This is a genomic window from Pseudomonas sp. PAMC 25886 (assembly GCF_000242655.1).
Taxonomy (GTDB): domain Bacteria; phylum Pseudomonadota; class Gammaproteobacteria; order Pseudomonadales; family Pseudomonadaceae; genus Aquipseudomonas.
On the sequence record NZ_AHHC01000063.1, the window covers coordinates 101,334 to 125,747 of the forward strand.

21 protein-coding genes are annotated in these 24,414 nt (G+C 62.8%); 7 read left to right on the top strand and 14 right to left on the bottom strand.

Going from position 1 to position 24,414, the window contains the following annotated elements; all coding sequences use genetic code 11:
* Positions 1 to 79 precede the first annotated feature (79 nt).
* Complete coding sequence (locus MUM_RS0121580; protein WP_029616040.1) at positions 80 to 4,651, top strand: DUF4329 domain-containing protein; 4,572 nt, start codon at positions 80 to 82, stop codon at positions 4,649 to 4,651.
* Between the two features lie 15 nt (positions 4,652 to 4,666).
* On the opposite strand, the gene MUM_RS0121585 is transcribed toward MUM_RS0121580, so the two are convergent.
* The 11 genes from MUM_RS0121585 to MUM_RS0121635 all read right to left on the bottom strand — a co-directional run bounded on the left by MUM_RS0121585 (position 4,667) and on the right by MUM_RS0121635 (position 15,395).
* On the bottom strand, positions 4,667 to 5,677 hold the full coding sequence (locus MUM_RS0121585; protein WP_010173972.1) for a FecCD family ABC transporter permease: 1,011 nt from the start codon (positions 5,675 to 5,677) through the stop codon (positions 4,667 to 4,669).
* Positions 5,674 to 6,621, bottom strand: a complete 948-nt coding sequence (locus MUM_RS0121590) for an ABC transporter substrate-binding protein (RefSeq protein ID WP_010173975.1) — start codon at positions 6,619 to 6,621, stop codon at positions 5,674 to 5,676. Before MUM_RS0121590 ends, MUM_RS0121585 begins: the two co-directional genes overlap by 4 nt.
* Positions 6,618 to 7,406 (bottom strand): ABC transporter ATP-binding protein, encoded by a 789-nt coding sequence (locus tag MUM_RS0121595; RefSeq protein WP_010173977.1) that lies wholly within the window; start codon positions 7,404 to 7,406, stop codon positions 6,618 to 6,620. Before MUM_RS0121595 ends, MUM_RS0121590 begins: the two co-directional genes overlap by 4 nt.
* A 10-nt stretch (positions 7,407 to 7,416) precedes the next feature.
* Positions 7,417 to 9,525 carry a TonB-dependent receptor gene (locus MUM_RS0121600; protein WP_010173979.1) on the bottom strand — a complete coding sequence of 703 codons (2,109 nt, stop codon included), beginning with the start codon at positions 9,523 to 9,525 and terminating at the stop codon, positions 7,417 to 7,419.
* A gap of 152 nt (positions 9,526 to 9,677) precedes the next feature.
* The gene (locus tag MUM_RS0121605; RefSeq protein WP_010173981.1) at positions 9,678 to 11,060 is read right to left on the bottom strand and encodes a PepSY-associated TM helix domain-containing protein; all 1,383 of its coding nucleotides are present in this window, start codon (positions 11,058 to 11,060) and stop codon (positions 9,678 to 9,680) included.
* A 117-nt stretch (positions 11,061 to 11,177) separates the two neighbouring features.
* Positions 11,178 to 13,265, bottom strand: coding sequence for a TonB-dependent copper receptor (locus tag MUM_RS0121610; protein WP_029616041.1), 2,088 nt, complete (start codon positions 13,263 to 13,265; stop codon positions 11,178 to 11,180).
* Between the two features lie 78 nt (positions 13,266 to 13,343).
* A complete protein-coding gene (locus MUM_RS0121615) occupies positions 13,344 to 13,715 on the bottom strand; it encodes a DUF2946 domain-containing protein (RefSeq protein ID WP_010173985.1) in 372 nt (123 codons plus the stop codon).
* Between the two features lie 64 nt (positions 13,716 to 13,779).
* Entirely contained in the window at positions 13,780 to 14,262 is a 483-nt protein-coding gene (locus tag MUM_RS0121620; protein ID WP_010173988.1) for a copper chaperone PCu(A)C, read from the bottom strand.
* A 46-nt stretch (positions 14,263 to 14,308) separates the two neighbouring features.
* A complete protein-coding gene (locus MUM_RS0121625) occupies positions 14,309 to 14,704 on the bottom strand; it encodes a DUF2946 domain-containing protein (protein WP_010173990.1) in 396 nt (131 codons plus the stop codon).
* A gap of 97 nt (positions 14,705 to 14,801) precedes the next feature.
* Positions 14,802 to 15,089, bottom strand: coding sequence for an addiction module antidote protein (locus tag MUM_RS0121630; protein ID WP_010173992.1), 288 nt, complete (start codon positions 15,087 to 15,089; stop codon positions 14,802 to 14,804).
* Between the two features lie 3 nt (positions 15,090 to 15,092).
* A complete protein-coding gene (locus MUM_RS0121635) occupies positions 15,093 to 15,395 on the bottom strand; it encodes a type II toxin-antitoxin system RelE/ParE family toxin (RefSeq protein WP_010173995.1) in 303 nt (100 codons plus the stop codon).
* A gap of 641 nt (positions 15,396 to 16,036) precedes the next feature.
* Here MUM_RS0121635 and MUM_RS0121640 point away from each other — a divergent pair.
* Entirely contained in the window at positions 16,037 to 16,288 is a 252-nt protein-coding gene (locus MUM_RS0121640; RefSeq protein ID WP_010173996.1) for a DUF6124 family protein, read from the top strand.
* Positions 16,289 to 16,409: 121 nt separating this feature from the next.
* Here the strand turns inward: MUM_RS0121640 and MUM_RS0121645 are convergent, their stop codons facing one another.
* On the bottom strand, positions 16,410 to 17,129 hold the full coding sequence (locus tag MUM_RS0121645) for a cobalt-precorrin-6A reductase (protein ID WP_010173998.1): 720 nt from the start codon (positions 17,127 to 17,129) through the stop codon (positions 16,410 to 16,412).
* Positions 17,126 to 18,331: a bifunctional cobalt-precorrin-7 (C(5))-methyltransferase/cobalt-precorrin-6B (C(15))-methyltransferase gene (locus MUM_RS0121650; RefSeq protein WP_010174001.1), complete on the bottom strand. Its 1,206-nt coding sequence runs from the start codon at positions 18,329 to 18,331 to the stop codon at positions 17,126 to 17,128. The genes MUM_RS0121645 and MUM_RS0121650 overlap by 4 nt, the downstream gene beginning before the upstream one ends.
* Before the next feature lie 110 nt (positions 18,332 to 18,441).
* On the opposite strand from MUM_RS0121650, the gene cobG reads away from it, so the two are divergent.
* The 5 genes from cobG (at position 18,442) to MUM_RS0121675 (ending at position 23,810) form a co-directional block, all read left to right on the top strand.
* Positions 18,442 to 19,728 carry a precorrin-3B synthase gene (gene cobG / locus MUM_RS0121655; RefSeq protein ID WP_337999227.1) on the top strand — a complete coding sequence of 429 codons (1,287 nt, stop codon included), beginning with the start codon at positions 18,442 to 18,444 and terminating at the stop codon, positions 19,726 to 19,728.
* Positions 19,721 to 20,347 carry a precorrin-8X methylmutase gene (locus MUM_RS0121660; protein WP_010174005.1) on the top strand — a complete coding sequence of 209 codons (627 nt, stop codon included), beginning with the start codon at positions 19,721 to 19,723 and terminating at the stop codon, positions 20,345 to 20,347. Before cobG ends, MUM_RS0121660 begins: the two co-directional genes overlap by 8 nt.
* Positions 20,347 to 21,078 carry a precorrin-2 C(20)-methyltransferase gene (locus MUM_RS0121665; RefSeq protein WP_003217336.1) on the top strand — a complete coding sequence of 244 codons (732 nt, stop codon included), beginning with the start codon at positions 20,347 to 20,349 and terminating at the stop codon, positions 21,076 to 21,078. Before MUM_RS0121660 ends, MUM_RS0121665 begins: the two co-directional genes overlap by 1 nt.
* Complete coding sequence (gene cobJ, locus MUM_RS0121670) at positions 21,078 to 22,718, top strand: precorrin-3B C(17)-methyltransferase (RefSeq protein ID WP_010174008.1); 1,641 nt, start codon at positions 21,078 to 21,080, stop codon at positions 22,716 to 22,718. The genes MUM_RS0121665 and cobJ overlap by 1 nt, the downstream gene beginning before the upstream one ends.
* A 300-nt stretch (positions 22,719 to 23,018) precedes the next feature.
* Entirely contained in the window at positions 23,019 to 23,810 is a 792-nt protein-coding gene (locus tag MUM_RS0121675) for a hypothetical protein (RefSeq protein WP_029616042.1), read from the top strand.
* 1 nt (position 23,811) lies between these two features.
* Here MUM_RS0121675 and MUM_RS0121680 read toward each other — a convergent pair whose 3' ends face one another.
* The gene (locus tag MUM_RS0121680; protein ID WP_003217330.1) at positions 23,812 to 24,408 is read right to left on the bottom strand and encodes a MarC family protein; all 597 of its coding nucleotides are present in this window, start codon (positions 24,406 to 24,408) and stop codon (positions 23,812 to 23,814) included.
* Positions 24,409 to 24,414 lie beyond the last annotated feature (6 nt).

Genomic DNA, 24,414 nt, shown 5'->3' on the forward strand with positions numbered 1-24,414 from the left:
CCTACCGCTTGGGCACAGGCGGGTGTGGCGAGAATGCTAGCCAACTGAAAAGACACATCCGCCTGACAAGGAGTTTTTCATGGCTATCAGACTATCGCGGCAACAACGTGCGGCCGCTTCAAACCGGGGCGTCACACGCCTGCCTCCAGTGAGTCCGGCATTTTTAAAGGAAGAGGACGCGGCTTACTGGGCTCACCTGCAAATCGGCACGCGCCGGGAGCGCGAGTACGGCGGTGTGATCCTGCGGGATGCGACGGGTAAGTACTTTGCCACCGAACCGCTGCCCGGCGCCGACATGCAGTTCGATTTGCTCAAGGTCCTGGCGCTCAGCGCCGAAGGTTACTACCAGCAGCCCAAGGGCTACACCTGTGTGGCCAGCTACCATTCGCACCCGGCGCAACATGCCCTCATCCAGGCGCGGAATCCTTCATTTGATGCACGGATGGTGAAAGCTTTCCTGGGGTTTTTCTCGGGCTCGGATTTTACTCATGACGTTGATGATAGGGAGTTCTTCCCGGCCGCGTATCTCTCCGGCCCCGATGGCTCGCTGATTCGCTACGCGCCCAGCGGTTCGTATCAAGAGCACCGCTTCGCCCTGTGGATCCGGAGCGGAAAAAGACCGGGTAATCCCGTCGGGGTATACGGCTCATTCGATCAACTGGTGAAAAAAATCTCTACGCTGGGCGAACTCAGCCTGATCGTGCCGACCGCCTTGTGGGGCGGCGACGCAGGCAAAGTACCGGCGGACTGGGTGGTGTTCGAGCCCTTCACCTCCAAGGCGCTGACGCCACCGCTCTGCACCTCGATATTCACCCGTGCTGAAGACGCGGTGAAGGCCGCACAGGTTGAATCGGCGGTTAACTCATTTGGTTTTGTCCTCAAGCAGGCAGGTGAGGAGCGCTACGTCGCGACCTTTCCCAGCGCACAGAGCCAGCCGTTGTTCTCACCCACTGGGGTTTTTCCGAAGAAGGCCGACAACGAGTGGGCGTTACCCGCCAACCATGGCATTGAGGCCATCTACGTTCGTGCCTCCCCTTCGGAAACCGAAGTCAGTGCCAGGGAAGGCTGGTTGTATTCCACCTTTGTGACCCCGGCGCAGATGATGTCTGCCATCAACCAGGCGCGTGCGACCCGGATCAATCAGGAGCCGGGCCTTGGGCTGGGGCTTTACGCGCAGGTCGCAGATGGCGCACTGCTCAAGATCAAGGTGCCACATGCCAGTGCGGCGGGCGATCTGGTCAACCAGAGCCCTGACGGCGTACTCGACGACAATGGCGCCCAGGCGGCGCTGGCGGACGGTACCCTGAGCCCGAGGGACTATGTGCGTCGAGTAATTGCCGTCACCGAGTTGTCAGTGGTGCAGCCAGGCGCACTGTGGCGCGATGTGGGGCCGGTGGATACACGCTCCGCGTTGCTGACCTCGTTGCACGCCATGAGTTGGAACGGCTCATTTCTCTCTGCCACCGATGCGGCGGTGTACGCCCATGAACAGATCGGTAATCGTCGGGACCGTTACTACGGCGGTTATATCCTCAAGGGTGACGACGGGCGTTTTATCGCCACCCGGCCAGTGGAAAGCCCGACCAATCCGTTTGACGGCACACTGTTTTTCCCGGTGGATGCCCAGGGCCCGCTGATTCCTCCGCCGAACTATGAGTTGCACGGGCGTTACGGCTCCCATCCAGCACTGTCGATGGTAGACCCTGCCTGGGTCGAGCAGCGTCGCTGGTCGCGAGAAGAGGCGTTGATCAATCTGCAGGTGTTTTCCCCCGAGGAAGCGCGCTCGGTCATCGCATCGCAGCAAACGGCTTATCTGTCGGGCGGGCAAGACGTGTTGTTGTCCTATACACCCGGCAGCACCTCCAGAATTGAGCCGTTCGCCATCGACGCGGTCAAGCCAGCCCAGTGGGTTGCCCGGCTGGCTGAAAGCGGCGATTTGAGAGTGATCGACGGCAATCCTTTATGGGGGCCACGCGCGAAGGTTCAGCGCAATTGGCTGCCACATTTCAACTACGCCCGCCGACTCGGCCCGCCCGACTACACCACTTACGGGGCGGTATTTACCACGGCCGATCTGGCTGCGCGAAATCTGCATGCGCGGGTGCATGGGCGCAACCTGGCGTCACAGGACTGTTTTGCGTTTGTGCTCAAACACCAGGACAAGCAGCAGTTCATTGCCACTGAGGTGGTGTGTATTGATGGGGTTAACACCCTGTTCAAACTCAATAGTCTGTTTGCCGCGACCGGCGGCGGTGACTACCGGTTTCCCAATGGCTTTGTGCTGCACAGCCTGTTTCGCTCGCAACAATGGAAGCCTACGGGCTTGAACGCGGCAATCGACTGGCTGACGGCTTATTTCGTGAGGCCGAATGTGCTGTACGTCGCGCTCTACGACTCGGTGCGCAGGGGCCGCAAATACAACAACGGCAGCAACCTGCCGGTGTACTTTTCCAACCTTGAGGGCGCGCTGCTGCGGTACGTACCGTCACCCATTACCATCGGCAGGGGTGGGCCGGTGGACGCCGAATTTGAAGAGAGCGAGGCATTGCTGGCGTCTGGTCAGACACCGGTACTGGACTTTGTCAGGACCTGGGCGCAACGCGGGCAGCTTCATGTGGTGCGCACCAGCCCATGTTGGGACAAATTGGGGGCGGTGAGTGGTGCCTGGTCGGGCTACGAGAACATCATGCGACGGCGCTTGAGCCCGGCGTTTGCCAGCCCCGATGATGCTGTGCGCCATGTCGCGGCGCTGGTCGGTGAGGGCCGTCGTCGTATCTATGGCGGGGTGGTCCTCAGGTTGCGCAATGGTTTGTTTGCGGCGACCGAGCCGTTGGCGGTGCCTCCACGGGGCTTCACCATCGACTGGATTTACCCTGGGCAAATCGTTACCAAGGGCCTTTATCCGACGGGCAGTACGATCGTCGCGCGATACTCATCGCTGGTGGAGCAGGAGGTGCCGATCCTGTTGTCAGCCACCGAAAAAGCCATCTACACCGGCATGATCCCCACGGCGGTGTTGTCGACCTTGTTGCACCGCGAGGCGCACATCAAGCGTGAATATGTCTTGGGTTTTCACGGTTCTATCCTCAGTTACCAGCTGTCGAATTCCGCCCTTGAAGAGGCCCTCAAAAACAGGCTGGCGGCGCGCAACCTGGTCCGGGGGGACTACGCAGACAACCAGGTCGAACAGCAGATTCGTGAAGGCACACTGCGGCCGTTGGACTTTGTGACTCAGGTCGCGAAGGCGGGCAGCTTGCGCGTGATTGAGGGCAGTGTGTTGTGGGGGCCTGCACGTCCGGTCAGGGAGGCGTTCATTGCCAATATCTTTCCCACGCCGCCGCTGTTGATCCGTGCAACCCAGGCCGACCCGCCCTGCAGCCCGATATTTACCCGTGCCTTCGATGCGGTGCGTCATGTTCAACTGCTGTACAAACCGACTGCCCAACTGGCGTTTGGTTACGTACTCAAGGCAATCAAGCAGCCGCTGTACATGGCCACCTTGCCACTGGTGAGGGACAGTTACGCCCGGCTTGCACAAGTGTTTGTCGGCGGCCAGTTGCCCCAGGGGTACCGCATCGAGGGTTTGTACTTGTGCGCCCACAACGAGGCGATCAGCGAACCTGGTGATGACATGGTCTACAGCTTCTTCGGGCCGCAGGAGATCGCCAATGCGCTGAACTTCGTCAAGAACTCGGCCAACGGGCGTGTGCCCCCGCTGTATCTGCTCTGTGCCGACGGTGCATTGCTCAGCTATCAGCTGACGGCAACGGATGCGGTATACGGTTTGGTCAATGAGGCACACAGCGTCAGTACGCGGCTGCTCGAAGGTTCCATGCGCGTGCAGGACTACGTTCTGGACCTGGCCACCAAGGGCGACCTGTATATCCGGTTGACGAGCCGGATTTGGGGTCGCCAGGAACCGGTCTCCGCGCAATGGCATTCCGAGAGGAAACCACACAGCTTCAGCGACAATCCGCATCTCCATTCATTTTGCGGCCCGCTGTTTACCCATGCCGATGATGCGGCCCGGTCTGCCCGGGATCGCGTGGGACCTTTCTCGGGAAAAGACTATCTGGGCGCCGTTCTGGTGCCTCCCCTGACACCCGGCTATGTCGCGCTCGACCCGGTGCAAGACGTGAATGTAGTCGACGAGAACCGCACGACCCTTGACCTGTTGTTCTGGAGCGATCACGCAGGGCTGTACCTGCCCCCCTCGCATTCGCTTCATCCGTACGTGATCGCCGCAGTGCAGGCGTTCTACAAAGTCATCCCGTCGACATCAAGCAAAGCGGAAATCGACCAGAGCCTGCTGGACAATTTCGTCGCCGTTCAGGATTTGCGACGCTATGTAGCAGTGCTGCAGCGTAATTCGCCGGGGGGTGAAAGTTGCTATCTGACATGCCGGGGAGGCGCGTTGCTCAAATACATCCCGAGCTTTTCGACCCAGGAGATTGCGCTGCTGCAACCCAGCTTGCCGCCGTCTCCCAGTGAGTTGGTCGGGCGCCTGAGGGTGTTCGGCAACCTCTCCGTGCTCGACACCGACGCGTTCTGGACCCACCGTGGCGCGGTGGGTGAGGAGTGGCAAGCCGACGAGCTGCAAGGGTCGGGCGAAGATGACATGGAGTTTGGGCGGGATCGAGATGAGCTTTGAAGGCTGCGCCGGTGTTTAACGCTTGCGCATCAAGCCGATAAAAAACAGCCCGCCGATGGCCGCCGTGGCCACGCCGATGGGCAGGTCTTCGGGGGCGATCATCGTGCGGGCGGCCACATCGACCCACACCAGGAACACGCTGCCCAACAGCACGCACACCGGCAATAGCCGGCGATGCTCGGCGCCCACAAGACGCCGGGCAATGTGCGGCACCATCAGCCCGACAAAGCCGATGGAGCCGCTGATGGACACCAGCACGCCAGTCATCAGCGAGGCGATCAAAAACACCTTGAGCCGCACGTTGCGCGCGTTCAGGCCCAGGGTCACGGCAGTCTGTTCACCGGCCATCAGCGCGTTCAACGGACGCGCCATGCCCAGCAGCAGCACCAGCCCCAGCAACACCGTGGCGAAGGGAATTGCCAGCAACTCCCAGCGCGCCAGGCCGAGGCCGCCGAGCATCCAGAACATCACCGCCGACGCCGCGCGATGGTCACCCATGAACAGCAGCAGGTTGGCCACCGCCATCATCACGAACGACACCGCCACACCGCACAGCAGCAACCGGTCGCTCTCCAGCCGACCGTTGCGACTGGCCACCGCCAGCACCACGATCATGCTCAACAAGGCACCGATAAACGCCGCGATAGGCAGGGTGAGCAAACCGATCACTTCGCCCACATGCAGCACCACAATCACCGCGCCCAGGGTGGCGCCGGAGGTCACGCCCAGCAGGTGCGGGTCCGCCAGCGGGTTGCGTGTGACGGCCTGCAACACCGCACCAATCAACGCCAGCCCGGCGCCCACCAACGCCCCGAGCAACATGCGCGGCACGCGGATCAGCCACACGATGTGTTCCTGCCCTGCGCTCCAGTCCACCTCGCCAAGGCCGAAGGCTTTGTGCAGCAAAATTCGCCACACCACGTCCACCGGCACCCGCGCCGAGCCGAACCCCAGCGAGACCACGCACGAGATCAGCAACAACGCGCCAAGGGCACTCAGCAGCAGGGCGTAGCGACGGGTGATCATTCGCCGTGGAACCCCTTGGCCAGGGTTTCAACCGCCAGCACGTTGTCGATGCCCGGCGTGGCCTGCACGTAGGGAATCACGATAAAGCGCTGGTTCTTGATCGCGTCCACCGATTGCAGGGCCGGGTTGTTCAGCAGGAACTGCTCTTTTTGGTCTGCGGTGATTTCGCTGTAGTCGACGATCACGATGACCTGCGGGTTGCGCTCCACCACGGTTTCCCAGTTGACGCGGGTCCAGCTGGCGTCCACGTCGTCGAGAATGTTGCGCCCACCGGCGGCGTCGATCAGCGCCTGGGGCATGCCCAGGCGGCCGGAGGTCATGGCGCGGTCTTCACCGCTGTCGTAGAGGAATACCCGAGGCTTTTCGGCAGGCAGGGTTTTCTGCACGTCGGCGACCTGCGCCTGCATCTGCGCGATCAGTGCGTTGGCGCGGTCCTGTACGTCGAAGATCTTGCCCAGGTTGCGCAGGTCGTTGTAGGTGTCTTCCAGGGTGGCGGCCGGGCGCTTCATCACGAAGGCGCAGGACTCGGTCAGCTCATAGACGTTGATGCCCAGCGGCTGCAGGGTTTGCGGGGTGAGGTCGCCACCGACGCGCATGCCGTAGTCCCAGCCGGCGAAGAAGAAGTCGACGTTGGCATTCAGCAGGGTTTCCACCGACGGGTATTTGCTCGCCAGTTCCGGCAGCCCGTCGAGGATCTGCGCCATTTCCGGGGTCACCGACTTCCAGCCGGTGACCCCGCTGTAGCCGGCCATGTGCGACTTGAGGCCCAGGGCGAGCATCATCTGGGTCATGTTGATGTCGTGGCTGACCGCGTGTTTCGGCGCCTCGGCGAAGCTCACTTCGCGGTTGCAACTCTGGATTTTCAGCGGGTAACGGGTCGCTTCGGCGAACGCCTGGGAAGTGCCGAGCAGCAAAGCGAGAGACAGCAGGGAGCGCAGGATCATGGTTGGGTTATCCAGGTAATTCGGGGGTAGCCGGACAAGGGGTGGGTGTCGATCAATGCTTCAACGCCGAACACCTCGCGCAGCAGTTCGGCGGTCAGCACTGCGTGAGGCGTGCCGCTGGCGACGATGCGCCCGTGGTTGATCACGTACAGGCGATCACAGAACGCGGCGGCCAGGTTCAGGTCGTGGATGCTGGCGAGGGTGCCGATGTTCAGGCGCTTGACCAGTTGCAGCAGTTGCAGCTGGTAGCGCGGGTCGAGGTGGTTGGTCGGTTCGTCGAGGATCAGCAGTTGCGGTTGCTGGGCCAGGGCGCGGGCGAGGATCACCCGCTGCTTTTCACCGCCCGAGAGGGTGGCGAAGGCGTGGTCTTCAAAGCCCAGCAGGCCGACGTTATCCAGGGCCTGGCGGATCAGGTTGCGGTCTTCAACCGTGTCGCTGTCGAACAGGCCCTTGTGAGGTGTGCGGCCCATGGCGACCACTTCATCCACCCGCAGGCCGAACGCGTCGGGAAACTCCTGGAGCACCACAGCGATACGCTGTGCGCACCACTTCGAAGATTGCTTCCACACGTTCTGGTGTTCCAGCAGCACCTCACCCTCGGCCGGTTTGCTGAACCGATAGGCGCAACGCAGCAGGCTGGTCTTGCCGCTGCCGTTGGGGCCGATCAGCCCGACAAATTCACCGGCGCTCACGTGCAGGCTGGCGTCACGCAGTTGGAACTGGTGATGACAGTGCTCGTGGCCTGGTGGGGTCCAGGCGAGGTCGGTGAGATTGAGTGAGGTCATGCCGTTCTCATTAGAAGGTGTAGTCCGCCGTCACAAAGAACGACCTGGGCTCGCCAAGAATCCATTGCTGGCCGTCATTGTATTGGCTGACGGCGTAGGTGCGGTCGAACAGGTTATTCAATTGCAGGCCCAATGTCGTGTTGCGCATGGCTTTCCATGACACGGTGGCGTCCACCACGGTGTAGCTCGGCACTTCGCTGGTGTTGGCGGTGTTGGCGAAACGCGCGTCGACATAACGCACGCCGGCACCCGCGCGGATGTCGTCGGTCACCGCTTTGCTCAGCCACAGGTTGGCGGTGCGGCGCGGCACGTCGGTGGGGCGGTTGCCGTCGCGGGACACGGCCTGGCCGTTGACCACTTCGGAGAAGTCGTCGTACTGCGCCCGCACGATGGCGGCGTTGGCTTGCAACTGCCAGGCGTTTGGCAGTTGCAGGTCGAGGCTGGCTTCCAGGCCGTTGGAGGATTGCTGGCCCACTTGTTCTTTCAAGTCGGTGCCGGGAATGCTGACCAACAGTTTCTTTTTGACGATGTGGTAGGCCGCCAGGGTCCATTCGCCGCGCGAGTCCCAGAACGCTTGCTTGAGGCCGATCTCGGTCTGTTTGGCGGTGGACAGGCCGAAATTCTGCTGGCTCGGGCTCAGGGTGATCAGGCTGCCGACGCCGTCGGTGCTGGTGGCGTACTGGCCGTACACCGAGGTGTCCGGGGTGATGGCGTAGACCAGGCCGGCTTTCCAGTTGTTGCCGGTGAGGGTCTTGTTAGAGTCGTTGTGGTCCTGTGTCAGGTCTTCACGATCAATGTGCAGGTAATCGCGGCGCACACCGGTGATCAGCGACAGCTTGTCGGTCAGTTGCAGGCGGTTTTCGGCGAAGGCCGCCAGCTGCCTGGTGGTGCTCACTGACTGCGGAATGAACGGGTCGGCACTTTCAAACGGCTGCGGCACCGGGTGCAGGATGTCCACTGGCTGGCCGGCATTCGTGACGTCATCGAACGGCGAGTTGCTGGCCAGGCGGAAGCGAATGCGGTTGTACTCGACACCTGTCACGGTCTGGCTGTCGAGGCCGAACAGGGTGTGTTTGAAGGTGAAGGTCTGGCGGTCGCCGACCTGTTCCTGATTGTGCTTGATGCCCAGGTAGCTCTGGCGTACCAGGCCGCCGTCGACAGCGTTGTAGCTCTCGGCGTTCTGCCAGCGGCGCTGGTTTTTCAGGTACGACAGTTCGTTGGTGGCCGTGACGTTATCGTTGATCTGCCACTCGCTGGTCAGGCGCGTCCACTGGTCGTTGTAGTGCTGGATATCGTTGCTGACGTTGTAGTTCTTGTCCCGCAGGCCCTTGTGCAACTGGCCGTTGATCAATGGCGTGCCGTAGTCGTTTTGCGGGGTCTGGTCGCCGTAGTCAGTGGCCAGGGTGAAGCTCAGGTTGTCGGCCGCCTGCCAGCGCAGGGCTCCGCTGACGAAGTCGCTGCCGGAGTCGCCACGGTCGATGAAACCGTTGCTGCGCAGGCGGTTGATGTTCAGGCGGTAGCTCAGGGTGTCGGTCAGCGAGCCGCCGCTGTCCAGGGCTTGCTGCTGGCGATCATAAGAACCGTAGCCCAGGCGGATATGGTTTTCGATCTCGCCTTCGAAGGGCTTCTTCGGGATCGTGTTGATCACCGCCCCGGTGGCGCCCTGGCCATACATCACCGAGGCCGGGCCGCGCAGCACGTCCACACGCTCCACGGACCAGGTGTCGACCGGGAAGGTAGACGTGCCCGCGCCATCGAACATGCGGGCGCCGTCGTACAGTTGCAGCACCGAACTCTGGCCGGTAAAACCGCGCGCCGACAATGAGGTGCCGCCGTCGCCCGGGGTGCCGGTGCGGCTGATGCCGGTGGCGCGGGAAATAGCGTCCTGCACTGTGGCATCGCCCCGTGCGCGAATCTGCTCGCCGGTCTGGCTTTCAACGCTGCCAGGGGTTTGCAGGGCTGTAAGGTTCAGGCGCGAACCTGCGGTGGTCGGGGTGTTCAGGTCGACGCGCTCGTCATCGACCGCCGGCGCGGAGACGGCACTGGCGGGAAGAGTCAGGGCCTGGGCGCTGTTTTGCAGGGCGAGCAGGCACAGGCCGGACGCAAGGTACTTGTTCATCGGACGATAAATCGCTTCTTCGAGGCGGTACTCGCCGCAGGGCGCGGCGAGTCGGGAAATACACTAAGTGTTATAATGTAACACTTCGCATGGCGTGGGCGAAAGCCCGCGCAAGACTACATAACGCCTCTAAGCAGGGCATCTCGCCTGCTTCATGCTGAACCTGAGGCAGATTCACGTTGGCCAAACACGCGTGAAAGCACTAGCCGGTCCAACGCCCAGACCACGATCAACGAGGCGCCCACCAGCGGAAAGACAATCGCCAGCCCGAGCATGATCACCATCGCGGTTTTCCATTTCGGCAGGTCGTGACGCAACGGCGGAACGCCCAGCCCGCCCTGTGGACGACGCTTCCACCAGATCACCACACCGCTGACGGCGCTGAGCAGGATCATCAGGCAAATCAGCAGCACGATGATCTGGTTGACCGGCCCGAACATCTTGCCTTCATGCAGCATCACGCCCATTTCGGTGGCGCGGGCCACACCGTTGTACTGCTCCCAGCGCACATCGGCGAGGACCTTGCCGGTGTATTGATCCACATGCAGGGTGGCGTCGTTGCGCGGGTCGTTGGCGAACACCGCGACAGTGAATACGCCTTCGGCGGTGGTGGGGAAGGTGATGCTGTAGCCGGGCTCGACCTTGCGCGACTGAGCGAGGTCTACCACCTGTTGCAGGCGGATGCCCGGGGCCGCGGGGCCGTGGCTCATGCCGGCGTGGTTCATGTGCTCGGCGTGGTCGCCGGACATCGGCATCGGCGTGTTTTCCATGGCCCAGGGCACGGTCTGTTGGCTCGCCGTGTTGAGGCTGCGGGCCTGTTGGTCGGACTGGGGAACGTTGTTCCACATCGCCGCCGGAAATTTATTCCACAGCTCGGCGTATTGCTTGCCCCAGAAGCCGGTCCAGGTCATGCCGCTGAGCAGCATCACCAGCAGAAAGGCCGCACCCCAGAAGCCCGCGACCGCGTGCAAATCGCGCCAGAACAAACGGCCGCGACTGCCCAGCCGGGGCCACAGAATGCCCGCCGCCGACGTGCCTCGCGGCCACCACAGATACAGCCCCGAAATCACCAGCATCACGCCCCAGCCGGCGGCGAGTTCCACCAGGCGATCGCCGACGGTGCCGATCATCAATTCGCCATGCAGCGCACGGGCGATGGCTTGCAGATTGTTCTTCGCGTCTTGCTCACCGAGTACGGTGCCGCGATACGGGTCGACGAATACGGTCACTTCGTGCCCGTCGTTGCGCATCACGAATTGCGCACTGCTGGTGGCGTCGGCAGGCGGCAGGTATTTGCTGATCTTGCCTTGTGGGTAGGCGGCCTGGGCGCGTTGCAGTTGCTCGTCCGCACTCAATGCGTGCTCGGCGCTTTGCACGGTCAGCAGGTGGCCGTACATCAGCGGGTCGAGCTGGGGTTTGAACAGGTAGATGATGCCGGTCAGGGCCAGCAGCACCATGAACGGCGCGACAAACAGCCCGGCGTAGAAATGCCAGCGCCAGGCCAGGTTGTAGAAGGAAATCTTTGGTGGGTTCATCAGGGTGTGCTCCGCAAAGGCTTGGAATTTTGTGTTATCGAGGCCGCCATCGCGGGCAAGCCCGCTCCCACAGGGGAATGCATTTCAACTGTGGGAGCCGGCTTGCCTGCGACGCTCTTAGAAACTCATGTCCACCTTGGTCCAGAGCGTGCGCCCCGGTTCCTTGATGGCTTGCGGGTCATTGGCCGGGTAGCCGAACCCGGCATTGCCGGCCAGGTTCAAGTGCTCGGCGTACGCCTTGCCGAACAGGTTGTCGACGCCCGTGCTGACCTTGAAGTTTTTGTTGATGCGATACGCCGCGTTCAGCGAGAACACGCCAAACCCCGAGCTCTTGTCGAAGTCCTTGCCGACCACGTTGCCCTTGTTCTGGTCGATGCGGTTTTGCGCCGCGACCACCCGCCACAAGGCACCGGCGCTCCAGTCGTCCTGGCTGTAGGTGAGCCCGAAGCGTGCATCCAGTGGCGGGATTTGCGGCAGCGGTTTGCCGTCGCTGGTGTTCTTGCCCCAGGCGTAGGCGAAGGTGGCGTCGGCTTTCCAGTGTGAGGTCAGCTTGTACGCCGCACCCAATTCACCGCCCATGATTCGCGCATCCACATTGCGCGCCTGGGAGGTGGTGCCCATCATTCCCGGCTGGTAGTCGAACAGGATGAAGTCCCGCACCTGGCCGACGTAGCCCGAAGCCCAGGCGTCGAGGTCGGCGGACTTGTATTGCAGGCCGAAATCCAGCTGGGTGGTTTTCTCGGGCTTCACGCCGTCGAAGGCATTCACCGCTCCGGCTGCCCCGGTGTCGGGGGAAAACAGTTCCCAGTAATCCGGAAAACGCTCCGAGTGCCCAAGCCCTGCGTACAGGGTAGTGGGGCTGTCGGCCAGGTCGTGCTCATAGCGCACAAAGCCCGATGGCAGCGTATCGGCGCGGGTGTTGCCGGCGGTGGGGTTGGGGCTGCTCATCATCCCGGAGCTGAGGGTTTGCCGGAAATCCTTGGCCGAGGCGCGGTCGACGCGGGCGCCGGTGATCAGGCGGTCGCGGTCGGCGGCGTACCAGGTCAGTTCGCCGAACACGCCGTAGTTGTGGAAGTTGGCGTCCTTGCTGCGGGGCAGGTCCTTGTAGGTGTCGACGCCCATGGCGCTGCGTTCGCGGTGCTCGTTGGTTTGCGCATCAATGCCACTGATCAACTGCACATCGGCCCAGCGCCAGGTGGCCTTGATGCGGGCGCCGAGGGTGCGGCGGTCGACGTTGGCCGCCATGGGCCCGGCCATCATCCCGGTGCCCGACGGGACGCGCAGGGTGTAGTTGTCCATCACGTGGTCGGCGTAGTTGTAGTAGACCTGCGCCTCGACCTTGTCCAGCACCTCGCCGATGTTGGATTTCTCGAAGCGCAGCCCGAGGCTTTCGCGCAAGAACTGCGAACCGTCCATGCCGCGCCCGGCGTAACGGGCCTCGCCATCGCCACGGCCGGCGGTGAGTTCCAGCAGGGTGTCGGCGTCCGGGGTCCAGCCCACGGCCACGTCGCCGTTCCACTTGTCGTAGCGCGAGGCGACGGTGTCGTTGTTGCCGTCCTTGTAGTCATCGGCGTGGGCTTGGTTGCCGATCACCCGCACATACCCCAACGGCCCGCCGGCGGCCGCATCGACGACTTTATCGAAGCGCCCGTTGGAGCCCGCCAGGATGCTCGCGTTGACCCGCGTACCCAGCTCGCCGAACTGCTCGGGCCCGCGCTCGAACAGGATTGTGCCCGCCGAAGCGCCCGGGCCCCAGAGCACGGTTTGCGGGCCCTTGATCACCGTCAGCTTGTCGTAGGTTTCCGGCGAGATATAGGAGGTGGGCGCGTCCATCCGCCCCGGACACGCACCGAGCATCATGCTGCCGTTGGTGAGGATATTCAGGCGCGAGCCGAACATGCCCCGAAGCACCGGGTCGCCATTGGTGCCGCCGTTGCGCACCAGGGCGAAGCCGGGGATGGTCTTGAGGTAGTCGCCGCCGTCGCTGGCGGGCACCGGTTGGCGCGGGTCCTTGGGGTTGGTGACGACGGTCAGGGGGGAGCTGGGGGCGATCGCAGTGATCACCGTCGGGCTCAGTTCATTGTGGTCGGCGTGCTCGTCGGCATGGGCCTGTGGAACCAGCAGCGCGCCGCATAGAACGGCGAACACGGGAGTGCATCCCAAACGGGTGTCAGCAGAAAACCTGGACATGAAAAATTCCATCATTCATTCGTAAACAACACGGCCAGCAGCCTGCGGCTGTCTGTCTAAAGTCGGCCGGGGTGAAGTAACGGTGTGAAGGGCTTACGCGATGATGGGCGGGGCTCGGCTGCGGGCGCCGGGGAACACGGTTTGCCGGGCATGGCCCAGGCGTGGGGCGGGGGTGAGGGCATTGGCGGGCGGCGGGCTGCCGAGGGTGACAAACGACACGCTGCCAGGCAGCGCCGGGCAACTGAAGAGCAGGCTGCAATAGCCGCACTTTTCCCAAAGCACGTGGTGCTCGTCGGGGGCCTTGTGGTGGTCGGTGGCAGGCTTTGCATCGCCATGACAGCTCGGGGCGTCCATGGACATTGCCATCGACATACCGGCGTGATGATCCATCGGCATCGCTTGGGAAATCAGCGGACCGATAAAGATCATCAGCATGGCGAACAGGCTGATCCAGCTGCCGCGCATAAGGCTCATTGGCTTACGGCGGTGTGGGGACAACCTGGCGCGTGGGGCGCCCACGAAGGTTTATCTACTGGGCGTGCATGTGCTCGTGACTGGCCATGGGCGGTTGCTTCTGCACCGACACTTCCACCTTCACGGGTCCTGCTTTCTCGAAGTTCAGGGTCAGCGGGAAATGCTGGCCGTCGCGCAATACGCTGCGGTCCTTCAGGTCCAGCAGCATCACGTGGTAGGCCATGGGCGCGAACGTCAGGTCACCTTTGGCCGGCACCGCGACGCTGGCCACCTGCTGCATCTTCATCAGATCGCCCTGCATCACATGCTCATGCAGCTCGGCCTTGGCGGCCACGGGCGTGTCGACGCTGAGCAGGCGATCCGCATGCTCGCCCTGGTTATGAATCACGAAATACGCCGCGACGGTCGGCGCGTTGGGCGGCAGCTCCTGGGACCAGGGTTCGCTGACCACCAGTTCGCCGACCTTGAAGTCTTCGGCATTGGCAGCAGCACACACCGGCAGCAACAACGCAGCCAGAAGCAGGGAAGATTTAAGCATGGCAGTTCTCCAGAACGGTTCTAAACGCAGTTCACTTGCGAAGAAATCAGACCGTTGGAGAGGCGCGGGGGTTAAGGCTCGGCCATTGCTGGCGCGGGGCAGGGGATTGCAATGACGGCGGTGGCAGGTCTTGCACCGCGTCGAATCGTGCGAAATACAGCGTGGGCGAATGCCCCGGCAGCGCCACTAATGGCGCCGAGCCGGAGCAGCACCAGCAATGCTGCATGGTGGAGTGATCGTCCTGCTGCGGTGCTGGAATTTCCAGCTTGCCCAGGGCAATGGCCGTCAGCTTGGTGGCATTGGAGGAGCAGAAACTGCCCCACAGCAATTGCTTGACCGGGTCGTCCGCCTGCTGCATCGCACTCGCCAGCGGCATGGCAAACGCATTGAACAGCACTGCAAGGCAGGCTATCCAGGCAATTGCAAAGCGTTGACGGGCCATGGCGGACAATCCGTAGGGTTAATCGATCAGGTGGGTATTTAGCCTGATCGGGGGGGATAAGTAAAAAGGGGCGGTGTGGTTTGGTGTCGCAGTGCTGTCAATCAGCCGTGGCGTGCAGCTTCAGGCCGAGCGCTTTCATAACCTTCATGATAGTCGCGAACTCGGGATTGCCAGTGCTGGAGAGGGCTTTATATAAACTTTCGCGTCCGAGGCCGGCGTCGCGGGCTACTTGAGTCATTCCTTGGGCGCGAGCGATGTTGTTGAGGGCTGAACGAATAAGCAGTCCGTCACCGGTATCCTCCTCGAAGCACGCTTCAAGATACTCGGCCATATCTTCAGGAGTCTTGAGGTGCTCCGCTATGTCGAAGTCTGTAAATTCAGTCATGGCTTACTCCTTTTTTTCAAAGTCTGCTGCAATTTGCTTAGCGCGCTGGATATCGCGTTTCTGCGTTGATTTATCGCCGCCTATCAACAACAGGTAAACCACCTCCTCTCTACGAGTGAAATAAACCCGGTATCCAGGGCCGTAGTGGATGCGCATTTCCGAAACGCCATTTCCTACTGTTTCACAGTCTCCGAAGTTACCTGATTGTGCGTTATCCAACCTTGCCAGTACGCGTGCACGGGCCGGTTTATTGTTTAACGAATCAAGCCACTCCAGGAAATGCTCGGATTTCTTGAAGTGAATCATCTTTGATCGTATTCCTTGGGATACAGAATGACAAGTCACGATGCGCCGCAAAAGCAGTGCATCCCCATCGCAGACTCTGGTGCAAAACTGCGAGAGGGGAGCTTAGGGCGAGGGCTTTTGGCTGAACCAGCCGGCTGGTTCGGAGGGGGTTGTAAGGCGAATCGGTTTTTAAAGCGGGGTTGTCAAAAGGATGTCGATGATTGAGGCGTTTTCCTACGAGGTCATTGCACCTTGCGATACCGGCGACTCGGTCTTCCTGCTGGTTTGAGGTGATGCTATCGCAGGCAAGCCAGCTCCCACAGTTTGGATTGTGCCCGATTCGAATGTGGCGGCCTTCCACAGAAATTTCCGACAGCGATTGGCGGTTGTCCTTGGGAAACTCAATCTCTAGTCTCCGTACACCGCTGCAAACTCAGCGGGCGGGCGTCGCGGCCCGGATCCCTATAGGCGCTAAGCGCCATCGTCTGCTTTCAGTTGGCGCTTTTTTATCGTCTACTGTGCGGCGCTATGGCGGCTGTGCGCGGGATACCTTCGGGTATGCCGGGTTGCCTAGGGACCGGTCCGCGAACCTGCGCACAGCTGCCACCCTCCATCGCGTCGCGGCGATCAGTGGCAGCTCCACTTCCCTTAGGAGCTTCACAATGATTAAACCTACCCCCAATCCCCCTTTTCGGCTGTTCACCGTAACCGACGGAATCAGCACCGAAGACTTGTTGATCAACCTCATCGAAACACTTGCCTCGGCCAACGCGCTGAGTTGCGACTTGGCGTTTAGCCTGGAAGGATCGAAGCGAGAGGAATTGCTGGGCGTTGCTCAGTTGATCGAACTGGCGGAGTTGCTGGCTGATCGGGTGCACGAAGGTGCTGGACAGACAGCCGCCGCGAGGAACTGACTGACCGACGCAGATCAGTGTGGGAGCTGGCTTGCCTGCGATGGCATCGCCGCGGTGTATCTGAACGACCGCGTCGTCTGTATCGCAGGCAAGCCAGCTCCCACCTTTGTTTCGTGTTGCGTCATACAGACTGGAATGCTTCCAGTACCGAGTTGACTGTCGTGAACTCCATATCCACCTGCGCCAACACCGGCCGCCTCAAAACCAACACCGGCACCCCCCGCTCCCGTGCCACTTCCAGCTTCGGCTCGGTAGCCGTGCTGCCGCTGTTCTTGCTGATCAGCACATCAATCTGCCGCCGCTCAAACAACGCCCGCTCATCCTCGATCAAAAACGGCCCACGGGCGCCAATCACTTCGCAGCGTTGATTGCTGGGGTACACGTCCAGTGCGCGCAGCGTCCAGAACTGTTCAGCGGGGATTTCGTGCAGGTGTTGCAGCGGCTCCCGGCCCAGCGTGAACAGCGGTCGCTTGAAGGGCTTGAGGGCTTCGATCAGCTCGGCCCAGTCACTCACCTCGCGCCAGTCATCACCGGCCTGTGGCTGCCATGCCGGGCGGCGCAGGGCCCAGCAGGCTACGCCGCACAAACCAGCGGCGCGGGCAGCATTGGCGCTGATCTGCGCGGCATACGGATGGGTCGCGTCCAGCACCAGTTCGATGCCTTCATCGCGAATAAACTGCGCCAGGCCTTCAGCGCCGCCGTACCCGCCAACCCGTACCTGACAGGTGAGATCGGTAGGCACCCGCCCCACACCCGCCAGGCTGTAGATATGCTCGGGGCCCAGTGTACGGGCGATGGCCAGGGCTTCCGTCACGCCGCCCAATAGCAGGATGCGTTTCATAGCGGCTTGATCACTTCCAGCAAGGTGATCGGCAGTGCCTGGCGCCAGGTATCGAAATCCCCCAGCGGCTGGGCCTGGGCCACATGAATGCGGGTCAGCTCGCCGCCGTGTTGTTCGCGCCAGGCCATCAGGGTCATTTCGCTTTGCAGGGTCACCGCGTTGGCAACCAGCCGGCCGCCGGGGCGCAGGTGGTGCCAGCAGGTGTCGAGCACGCCGTCGCGGGTGACGCCGCCGCCGATGAAGATCGCGTCCGGCGCTTCCAGGCCTGCGAGTGCGTGGGGCGCGGTGCCGCGAATCAGTTGCAGGCCGGGAACGCCGAGGGCGTCACGGTTGTGTTCGATCAACAGTTGCCGGCCTTCATCGGCCTCGATGGCCAGGGCGCGGCAGCTGGGGTAAGCGCGCATCCATTCGATCCCGATGGAGCCGCTGCCCGCGCCCACGTCCCACAGCAGTTCGCCGGGCATCGGCGCGAGGCGGGCGAGGGTCATGGCGCGCACGTCGCGCTTGGTCAGTTGGCCGTCGTGCTTGAAGGCCGAGTCCGGTAGCCCTGCCAGGCGTGACAGGTGCTGTGTACTGGCGTCGGCCACGCAGTCGATAGCCACCAGATTCAACGCGGCAATCGGCTCGCCCGGCCAATCCCGGGCGATGCTATCGATGCGCCGCTCATCCGGCCCGCCGAGGTGTTCAAACACGCTCAGGCGACTTTCGCCAAACCCGCGCTCGGCCAATTGCGCCGCGATAGCCGCCGGGCTCTGGCCGTCATTGCTCAGCACCAGCAAACGCACGCCGGTAGCGAGGTGAGCATTCAGCGCCGCCAATGGCCGGGCAACCACCGACAGCGTGACCACGTCCTGCAACGGCCAGCCCAACCTCGCTGCTGCCAGCGACACGGAAGAGGGCGCTGGCAAAATCAGCAGTTCGTCGGCCGGAATCTGCCGAGCCAGGCTCGCGCCCACGCCATAGAACATGGGGTCGCCGCTGGCCAGCACGCACACCGCCTCACCCCGGCGCGCCAGCACCGGCTCCAGGGAAAACGGGCTGGGCCACAACTGGCGCTCGCCACGGATACACACCGGCAACAGGTCCAACTGACGTTGGCCGCCTACAATTCTCGAGGCGCGCAACAGGGCATGCCGGGCGTTTCTGCCCAGGCCCTTGAAGCCGTCTTCACCGATGCCTACTACCGTCAGCCAGGGCGACATATGAATTCCTTGAACGACATCCGACGGGCAGGCTTTTCATGCCGCCGGACAAAGCAGGCATAATACCGCGCCTTTACCCGTGAACCGGTAGCCCTGTGAAACCACCACCACTGTCCAATACCTTGCGCCCCTCGGCTTGTCCGGGGTTGCTGCGTATTGTCCAGGCGTTGGATGGCGGGATTTGCCGGATCAAACTGGCGGGCGGTTCGATCCGCGCCGAGCAGGCGTTTGCCGTGGCCGACGCGGCCCGGGCCTATGCCGGCGGGGTGATCGAGGCGACCAACCGCGCCAACCTGCAGATTCGCGGGATCGGCGCCGAACCGGACGCATTGATCGCGGCCTTGCTGGCCGCCGACCTGGGCCCCCGTAGCGCCGCCGGGGATGATGTGCGCAACCTGATGCTCAGCCCCAGCGCCGGCATCGACCGCGACATGCTGTTCGATACCCGGCCGTTGGCGGACGAGATTCTCGCTACCCTGGAAACCCACCCGCGTTTCCATGGGTTGTCGGCCAAGTTCGCCGTGCAGCTGGACGGCGGTGAGGCCCTGGCGATGCTCGAACACCACCACGACCTCTGGTTGTCGGCCTTCAACGCCAATGGCCAGACGCTATTGGCGTTCGGCCTGGCAGGCTGCCCGGCACAGGACGCACCCCTGGCGGCGGTGCCTTTGGCGCAGGGGCATGCACTGGTGGTGGCGGTGCTGGAGTTGTTCCTTGAGCTGGCCCGGCCCGAACACACCCGCATGCGGCACCTGCTGGCCGAAACGTCTGTGGATAACTTTCTGGGGCAAATAGACCTGCCGTTGCAGCCTGTCGACGGCTTCTCACGCCGCGAAAACCCCGCGCCGCTGCACCTGGGAAGTTATCCACAGCGCCAAAAAAATCGGTGCTACGTCGCCGCCGTCGCCCCTTTGGGCCGCCTGAATTCGGCGATGCTCAGGGGCGCCGCGCAACTGGCCGTCGACCATGGCGACGCCACCCTGCGCGTCACGCCCTGGCAAGGCCTGCTACTGCCCAATATCCGGGATGCGGCGGCTGTGACCGAACGCCTCGAACAGCTTGGCTTTCTGTGTTCAGTGGACCAACCCCTGGCGCGCCTGATCGCCTGCACCGGTTCCAGCGGTTGCGCCAAAGGCCTGTCCGATACCAAGGCCGACGCCCTGCAACTGGCGACGCTTGCCCCCGGCCACAGTGTGCATGTGTCCGGCTGCCCGCGTTCCTGCGCTGCCGCACACACCGCGCCGGTCACGTTGCTGGCCGTGAGCCCCGGCCACTACGACCTCTATTTTCGCGACGCAGGCCTGCCCGGCTTCGGCCGTCTGCACGCGCGCACTCTTTCTATTGAAGCGGCGGGCGCCGTGTTGCGCGCCCACCCACGGAGCAACACCGATGATTGATTACATCCGCGACGGTCAGGAGATCTATCGCAACTCCTTCGCGATCATTCGCGCAGAAGCCAAGCTGGATCGCATTCCTGCCGACCTGGAAAAACTCGCCGTGCGGGTGATTCATGCTTGCGGCATGGTCGACGCCATCGACGGCCTGCAATTTTCCGAGGGCGCGGGCAAGGCCGGGCGCGAAGCCCTGGCCGCTGGCGCGCCGATCCTGTGTGATGCGCGGATGGTCTCCGAAGGCGTGACCCGTACGCGCCTGCCGGCCAACAATCAGGTGATCTGCACATTGCGCGATGACAGCGTGCCGGAGTTGGCCCGCGAGCTGGGCAACACCCGTTCCGCCGCCGCCCTGGAACTGTGGCGCCCGCACCTGGAAGGCAGCGTGGTGGTGATCGGCAATGCGCCGACTGCCTTGTTCTACCTGCTGGAAATGCTCGACGCCGGCGCGCCAAAACCCGCGCTGATCCTCGGTTTCCCGGTGGGTTTTGTCGGCGCCGCCGAATCCAAGGCCATGCTGGCTGCAGACAGCCGTGGCGTACCGTTCGTGATCATGCAGGGCCGCCTGGGCGGCAGTGCGATGGCCGCCGCCGCGGTGAACGCCTTGGCCACGGAGGTCGAATAATGCCGGCACGCGGACGTTTGATTGGCCTGGGCGTAGGCCCCGGCGACCCGGAACTGATTACCCTGAAAGCCCTGCGCCTGCTGCGCGAATCGCCGGTGGTGGCGTACTTCGTGGCCAAAGGCAAGAAGGGCAACGCCTTCGGCATCATCGAAGACCATCTGGTGCCCCAGCAAACCCTGATGCCGCTGGTGTACCCGGTGACCACGGAAGTATTGCCGGCGCCGTTGTCCTACGAACAAGTGATCAGCGATTTCTACGACACCGCCAGTGTCGACGTGGCGGCGCACCTGGATGCCGGGCGCGACGTGGCAGTGATCTGCGAAGGCGACCCGTTCTTCTACGGTTCCTACATGTATTTGCACGACCGCCTGGCCGAGCGTTACGAAGCCCAGGTGATCCCGGGCGTGTGCTCGATGCTCGGTGGCGCCTCTGTGCTGGGCGCGCCGTTGGTGTACCGCAACCAGAGCCTGTCGGTGCTTTCCGGCGTATTGCCCCATGACGAACTCAAACGTCGCCTGGCGGATGCCGATGCGGCGGTGATCATGAAGCTGGGGCGCAACTTCACCAAGGTGCGCCAGGTATTAGAAGAGTTGGGGTTGGCGAGCCGGGCGTTGTACGTCGAGCGCGCGACCATGGCCAATCAGAAAATCGTCGCCCTGGACCAGGTCGATCCAACGTCCTCGCCGTACTTCTCGCTGATCATTGTTCCCGGCGAAAGGTGGCAAGGCTGATGACGGCTCCCGCGATTGTCATCCTGGGGCAGGGCAGCCTCGCCACGGCCCGGGCTATCCAGCAGGTGTATCCCGACGCGTTGATCCACGGCCTGGCCGGACGGGTCGAGGGCGCAGACCAGCCCTACACCGAATTCGGCGCTGCCGTGCGCCAGTTGTATCAACAGGGCACGCCGATCATTGCGTTGTGCGCCGCCGGGATTGTGATCCGCACGCTGGCGCCGCTGCTGTTGGAGAAAGGCGTGGAGCCTGCCGTGCTCGCGGTCGCCGAAGACGGCAGCGCCGTGGTGCCGCTGCTCGGCGGCCTCGGTGGTGTGAACGTACTGGCGCGGGAAATTGCCGCCGCCTTGGGCGTTGCCGCTGCGATCACCACCAGCGGCGAGCTGCGTTTTGGCACCTGCCTGCTTAATCCGCCCAGCGGTTATCAGTTGGGGGACTTGGAGCTGGGCAAGCGCTTTGTGTCGGACTTGCTGGCGGGCGAGTCGGTGCGTATCGAAGGCGCGGCACCGTGGCTGGATCAGGCCAACTTGCCGCAGGATCAGCAAGCGCGTCTGGCGATTCATGTGGGCAGCGCCGAGCGCACGCCTGCGGCTAATGAACTGCTGATTTACCCGAAGAACGTGTTGGTCACCTGCCAGCCGGGGCCGCAATTGGCCGGCCGCATTCGTGCGGCGTTGCAGGACGCAGGGCTCGCCGTGCAGTCCCTGGCGTGTTTGCTGGCAGCTGAAACCGAGATGGCCGATTCGTCGTTGCATGAAGCGGCATTGGAGTTGGGCGTGCCATTGCGCTTCGCCGGTTTGGAGACGCCAGCGGACATTGCGATCACGGTGTCCGAGGCACCTCTGGACCTGTCCCAGATCGGTCGCCCCCGTGGTCGCCTGGCGGTCATCGGCCTGGGCCCCGGCGCTGCCGAGCTGATGGTGCCCGCCGTGAAGGCCGAGCTGACCCGCTGCACCGATGTGCTGGGTTACGAAACCTACGTGCGCATGGCCGGGCCATTCCGCCCGGACCAGATCCAGCATTGCACCGATAACCGCGAAGAAATGCAGCGCGCTCGTCACGCCTTTGAGCTGGCGGCGCAAGGGCGTTCGGTGGTGGTGGTGTCTTCGGGTGACCCGGGCGTATTCGCCATGGCCGCCGCGGTGATCGAAGCCCTGCACGAATCCGGCAACCCGGCCTGGCATCAGGTCGACCTGGAGATCCTGCCGGGCGTGTCGGCATCCCTCGCCACGGCGGCCCAGGCGGGTGCGCCGTTGGGGCATGACTTCTGCGTGATGTCGCTGTCGGACAACCTCAAGCCCTGGGCGATCATCGAGAAGCGCCTGGACCTTGCGTCCCAGGCCGACCTGGCGTTGGCGTTCTACAACCCGATTTCCCGTGCGCGGCCCTGGCAGTTGGGGCGCGCCCTGGAGATCGTCGCGCAGCACCGCACGGCCGAGACGCCAGTGGTGTTGGGCCGCGATATTGGCCGCCCGGGCCAGACCTTGCGCGTCACGACCCTGGGGCAACTGACCCCGGAGCAAGTGGACATGCGCACCATGGTGCTGATCGGCTCGTCCACCACCTGTGTATTCCCCCGGGCCGGTGGTGGCGAGTGGGTGTACACGCCACGTTGGTACGGCGAGAAACCGGCCTCCTGAAAAACGGTGGCCCCGCCATGGGGTCGCCTTGAAAAAGCTCTCAGGTGATGGAAGAAAGGTCTGCTTGCCGAATGTTTTTTGCATCGGGTCGAGTCGTACCTTTCTCTACCGGCTGAAGAAAAACACCGAGCCTTTCCACGCCGCCGGTTCATCCCCAGCGTTTATTCGGCGCCGCCGCCCGGGGTGGTTTTTCCTGCGTGCTGCAGCGCGTTTTGTCGTCCATTTCCAGTAACTCAAAATCCCCGGCAACTCGACTAGTGTTGGCGTTAAGCCCCATGTTGGGGGTTCTGGAGAATGGCTATGGAGCGAAATAACAGACGGATCAACAGTGCAAAACGCAGGAAGCTGATTGCCGCTTACCGGCTTCCGGGGGCGTCCGGCCCGTCGTCCGGGTGGGTCCCGCCGGTGAGGCCCGAGGGGGATGATGGGTTGAATGCGGCGGTGGTGAACAACAGTGTCATGTCGTTTGTGGACGGCATGACGAGCCTCAACAAGGAATACACCCGCAAGAGTTATCTGCTGGCGAGCAGCTACGTCAGCGATGTGTTGCGCATCGCACGGGGAACGGAGGCCTGGTACGACGAATTTATCAAGGTGATGATCAGCCTGGGCTGGATCCCGGTCAGGAGCAGTTTTGAGCGGGTGTACACGACCCGCAAAGGGTTGTCGGTGCAGTTGGCGGCGCTGAATCTGGTGGCGGCCACGGTGGCTTCGACGTTCTTGTCGGGGCCGTTGATCAGCGCGCTGCCCAAGCGGGTGGGTGATGCAGTGGAGGCCTTGAAGCAGCTCCCGGCCTCATTCGAGTTGTTCAAACGAAATACCACGACCCACGACGGTGGTGATTTCGGCTTGGCGTCCTGCTCGGAAACGGCGGGGGAAGTCTCGATGGTGTTGGTGACCTACAGTTCCCACGGTGTCAGCAAGCAGGTGGGCGTGCCGTTTCTGGAATGGGACAGTGGCTCCGTTGAAGCCTTCAGTGGTCGTACCTGCCTGGTGCTGAACAGCTCGGTGGTCAACGAAGCCACGCTTCAACTGCTGCGGGACAGCGCAGGGGACAAGGTCCGGCTGGCTATCGCCAAATACAGGATTTGATCTACGGCACCAGGTAACCGCGTACGCCGGTAAAGATGATTTGCGCGGCCAGGGCACACACAAACAGCCCCATCAACCGGCTGACAATTTGCAAGCCCTGGTCGCCGAGGATGCGTTCGATTCGGTTGGACAGGTACAGCACCACGCCTACCGTCAGGCTGGCCAGGGCAATGCTGAGGATGGCAGTGATCTTGTCGTCCCAATGCGGCTGGCTGACGCCCATCACCAGCAGCGCACCGATGGTGCCGGGGCCGACGGTCAGGGGGATGGTCAGCGGCACGATGGTCACGTCCTGCTGTACGTTGTCGGTCTGCACCGCCGACTTGCCTTGGGCCATGCCCAGGGCCGAGATAAACAGCACACTGCCGGCGCCGATGCGGAAGGCGTCGACGGTGATGCCGAATACGCTGAAGATCACCCGGCCGAACAGGTAGAGCAACACGCTCGAGACCAGGGTGGCGAGGGCCACTTTCCAGGCCAGGCGCCGCCGCTCCTTGCTGGAGTAACCGCGGGTCAGGCTGATAAAGCAGGAGAGCACGAAGAAGGGGCTGTAGAGCACCAGCATCTTCAGGTAAACGCTGAATAGCACATGGAGCATGGGCGC

Bases quoted from the DNA above. Each gene is read 5' to 3' on its own strand.
- MUM_RS0121645 (WP_010173998.1), bottom strand. From the start codon at position 17,129: ATGAAACGCATCCTGCTATTGGGCGGCGTGACGGAAGCCCTGGCCATC.
- MUM_RS0121665 (WP_003217336.1), top strand. From the start codon at position 20,347: ATGCCGGCACGCGGACGTTTGATTGGCCTGGGCGTAGGCCCCGGCGAC.
- MUM_RS0121590 (WP_010173975.1), bottom strand. From the start codon at position 6,621: ATGATCCTGCGCTCCCTGCTGTCTCTCGCTTTGCTGCTCGGCACTTCC.
- MUM_RS0121625 (WP_010173990.1), bottom strand. From the start codon at position 14,704: ATGGCCCGTCAACGCTTTGCAATTGCCTGGATAGCCTGCCTTGCAGTG.
- MUM_RS0121630 (WP_010173992.1), bottom strand. From the start codon at position 15,089: ATGACTGAATTTACAGACTTCGACATAGCGGAGCACCTCAAGACTCCT.
- MUM_RS0121580 (WP_029616040.1), top strand. From the start codon at position 80: ATGGCTATCAGACTATCGCGGCAACAACGTGCGGCCGCTTCAAACCGG.
- MUM_RS0121650 (WP_010174001.1), bottom strand. From the start codon at position 18,331: ATGTCGCCCTGGCTGACGGTAGTAGGCATCGGTGAAGACGGCTTCAAG.
- MUM_RS0121585 (WP_010173972.1), bottom strand. From the start codon at position 5,677: ATGATCACCCGTCGCTACGCCCTGCTGCTGAGTGCCCTTGGCGCGTTG.
- cobJ (WP_010174008.1), top strand. From the start codon at position 21,078: ATGACGGCTCCCGCGATTGTCATCCTGGGGCAGGGCAGCCTCGCCACG.
- MUM_RS0121680 (WP_003217330.1), bottom strand. From the start codon at position 24,408: ATGCTCCATGTGCTATTCAGCGTTTACCTGAAGATGCTGGTGCTCTAC.
- MUM_RS0121610 (WP_029616041.1), bottom strand. From the start codon at position 13,265: ATGATGGAATTTTTCATGTCCAGGTTTTCTGCTGACACCCGTTTGGGA.
- MUM_RS0121605 (WP_010173981.1), bottom strand. From the start codon at position 11,060: ATGAACCCACCAAAGATTTCCTTCTACAACCTGGCCTGGCGCTGGCAT.
- MUM_RS0121660 (WP_010174005.1), top strand. From the start codon at position 19,721: ATGATTGATTACATCCGCGACGGTCAGGAGATCTATCGCAACTCCTTC.
- MUM_RS0121595 (WP_010173977.1), bottom strand. From the start codon at position 7,406: ATGACCTCACTCAATCTCACCGACCTCGCCTGGACCCCACCAGGCCAC.
- MUM_RS0121635 (WP_010173995.1), bottom strand. From the start codon at position 15,395: ATGATTCACTTCAAGAAATCCGAGCATTTCCTGGAGTGGCTTGATTCG.
- MUM_RS0121620 (WP_010173988.1), bottom strand. From the start codon at position 14,262: ATGCTTAAATCTTCCCTGCTTCTGGCTGCGTTGTTGCTGCCGGTGTGT.
- MUM_RS0121640 (WP_010173996.1), top strand. From the start codon at position 16,037: ATGATTAAACCTACCCCCAATCCCCCTTTTCGGCTGTTCACCGTAACC.
- MUM_RS0121615 (WP_010173985.1), bottom strand. From the start codon at position 13,715: ATGCGCGGCAGCTGGATCAGCCTGTTCGCCATGCTGATGATCTTTATC.
- MUM_RS0121600 (WP_010173979.1), bottom strand. From the start codon at position 9,525: ATGAACAAGTACCTTGCGTCCGGCCTGTGCCTGCTCGCCCTGCAAAAC.
- MUM_RS0121675 (WP_029616042.1), top strand. From the start codon at position 23,019: ATGGAGCGAAATAACAGACGGATCAACAGTGCAAAACGCAGGAAGCTG.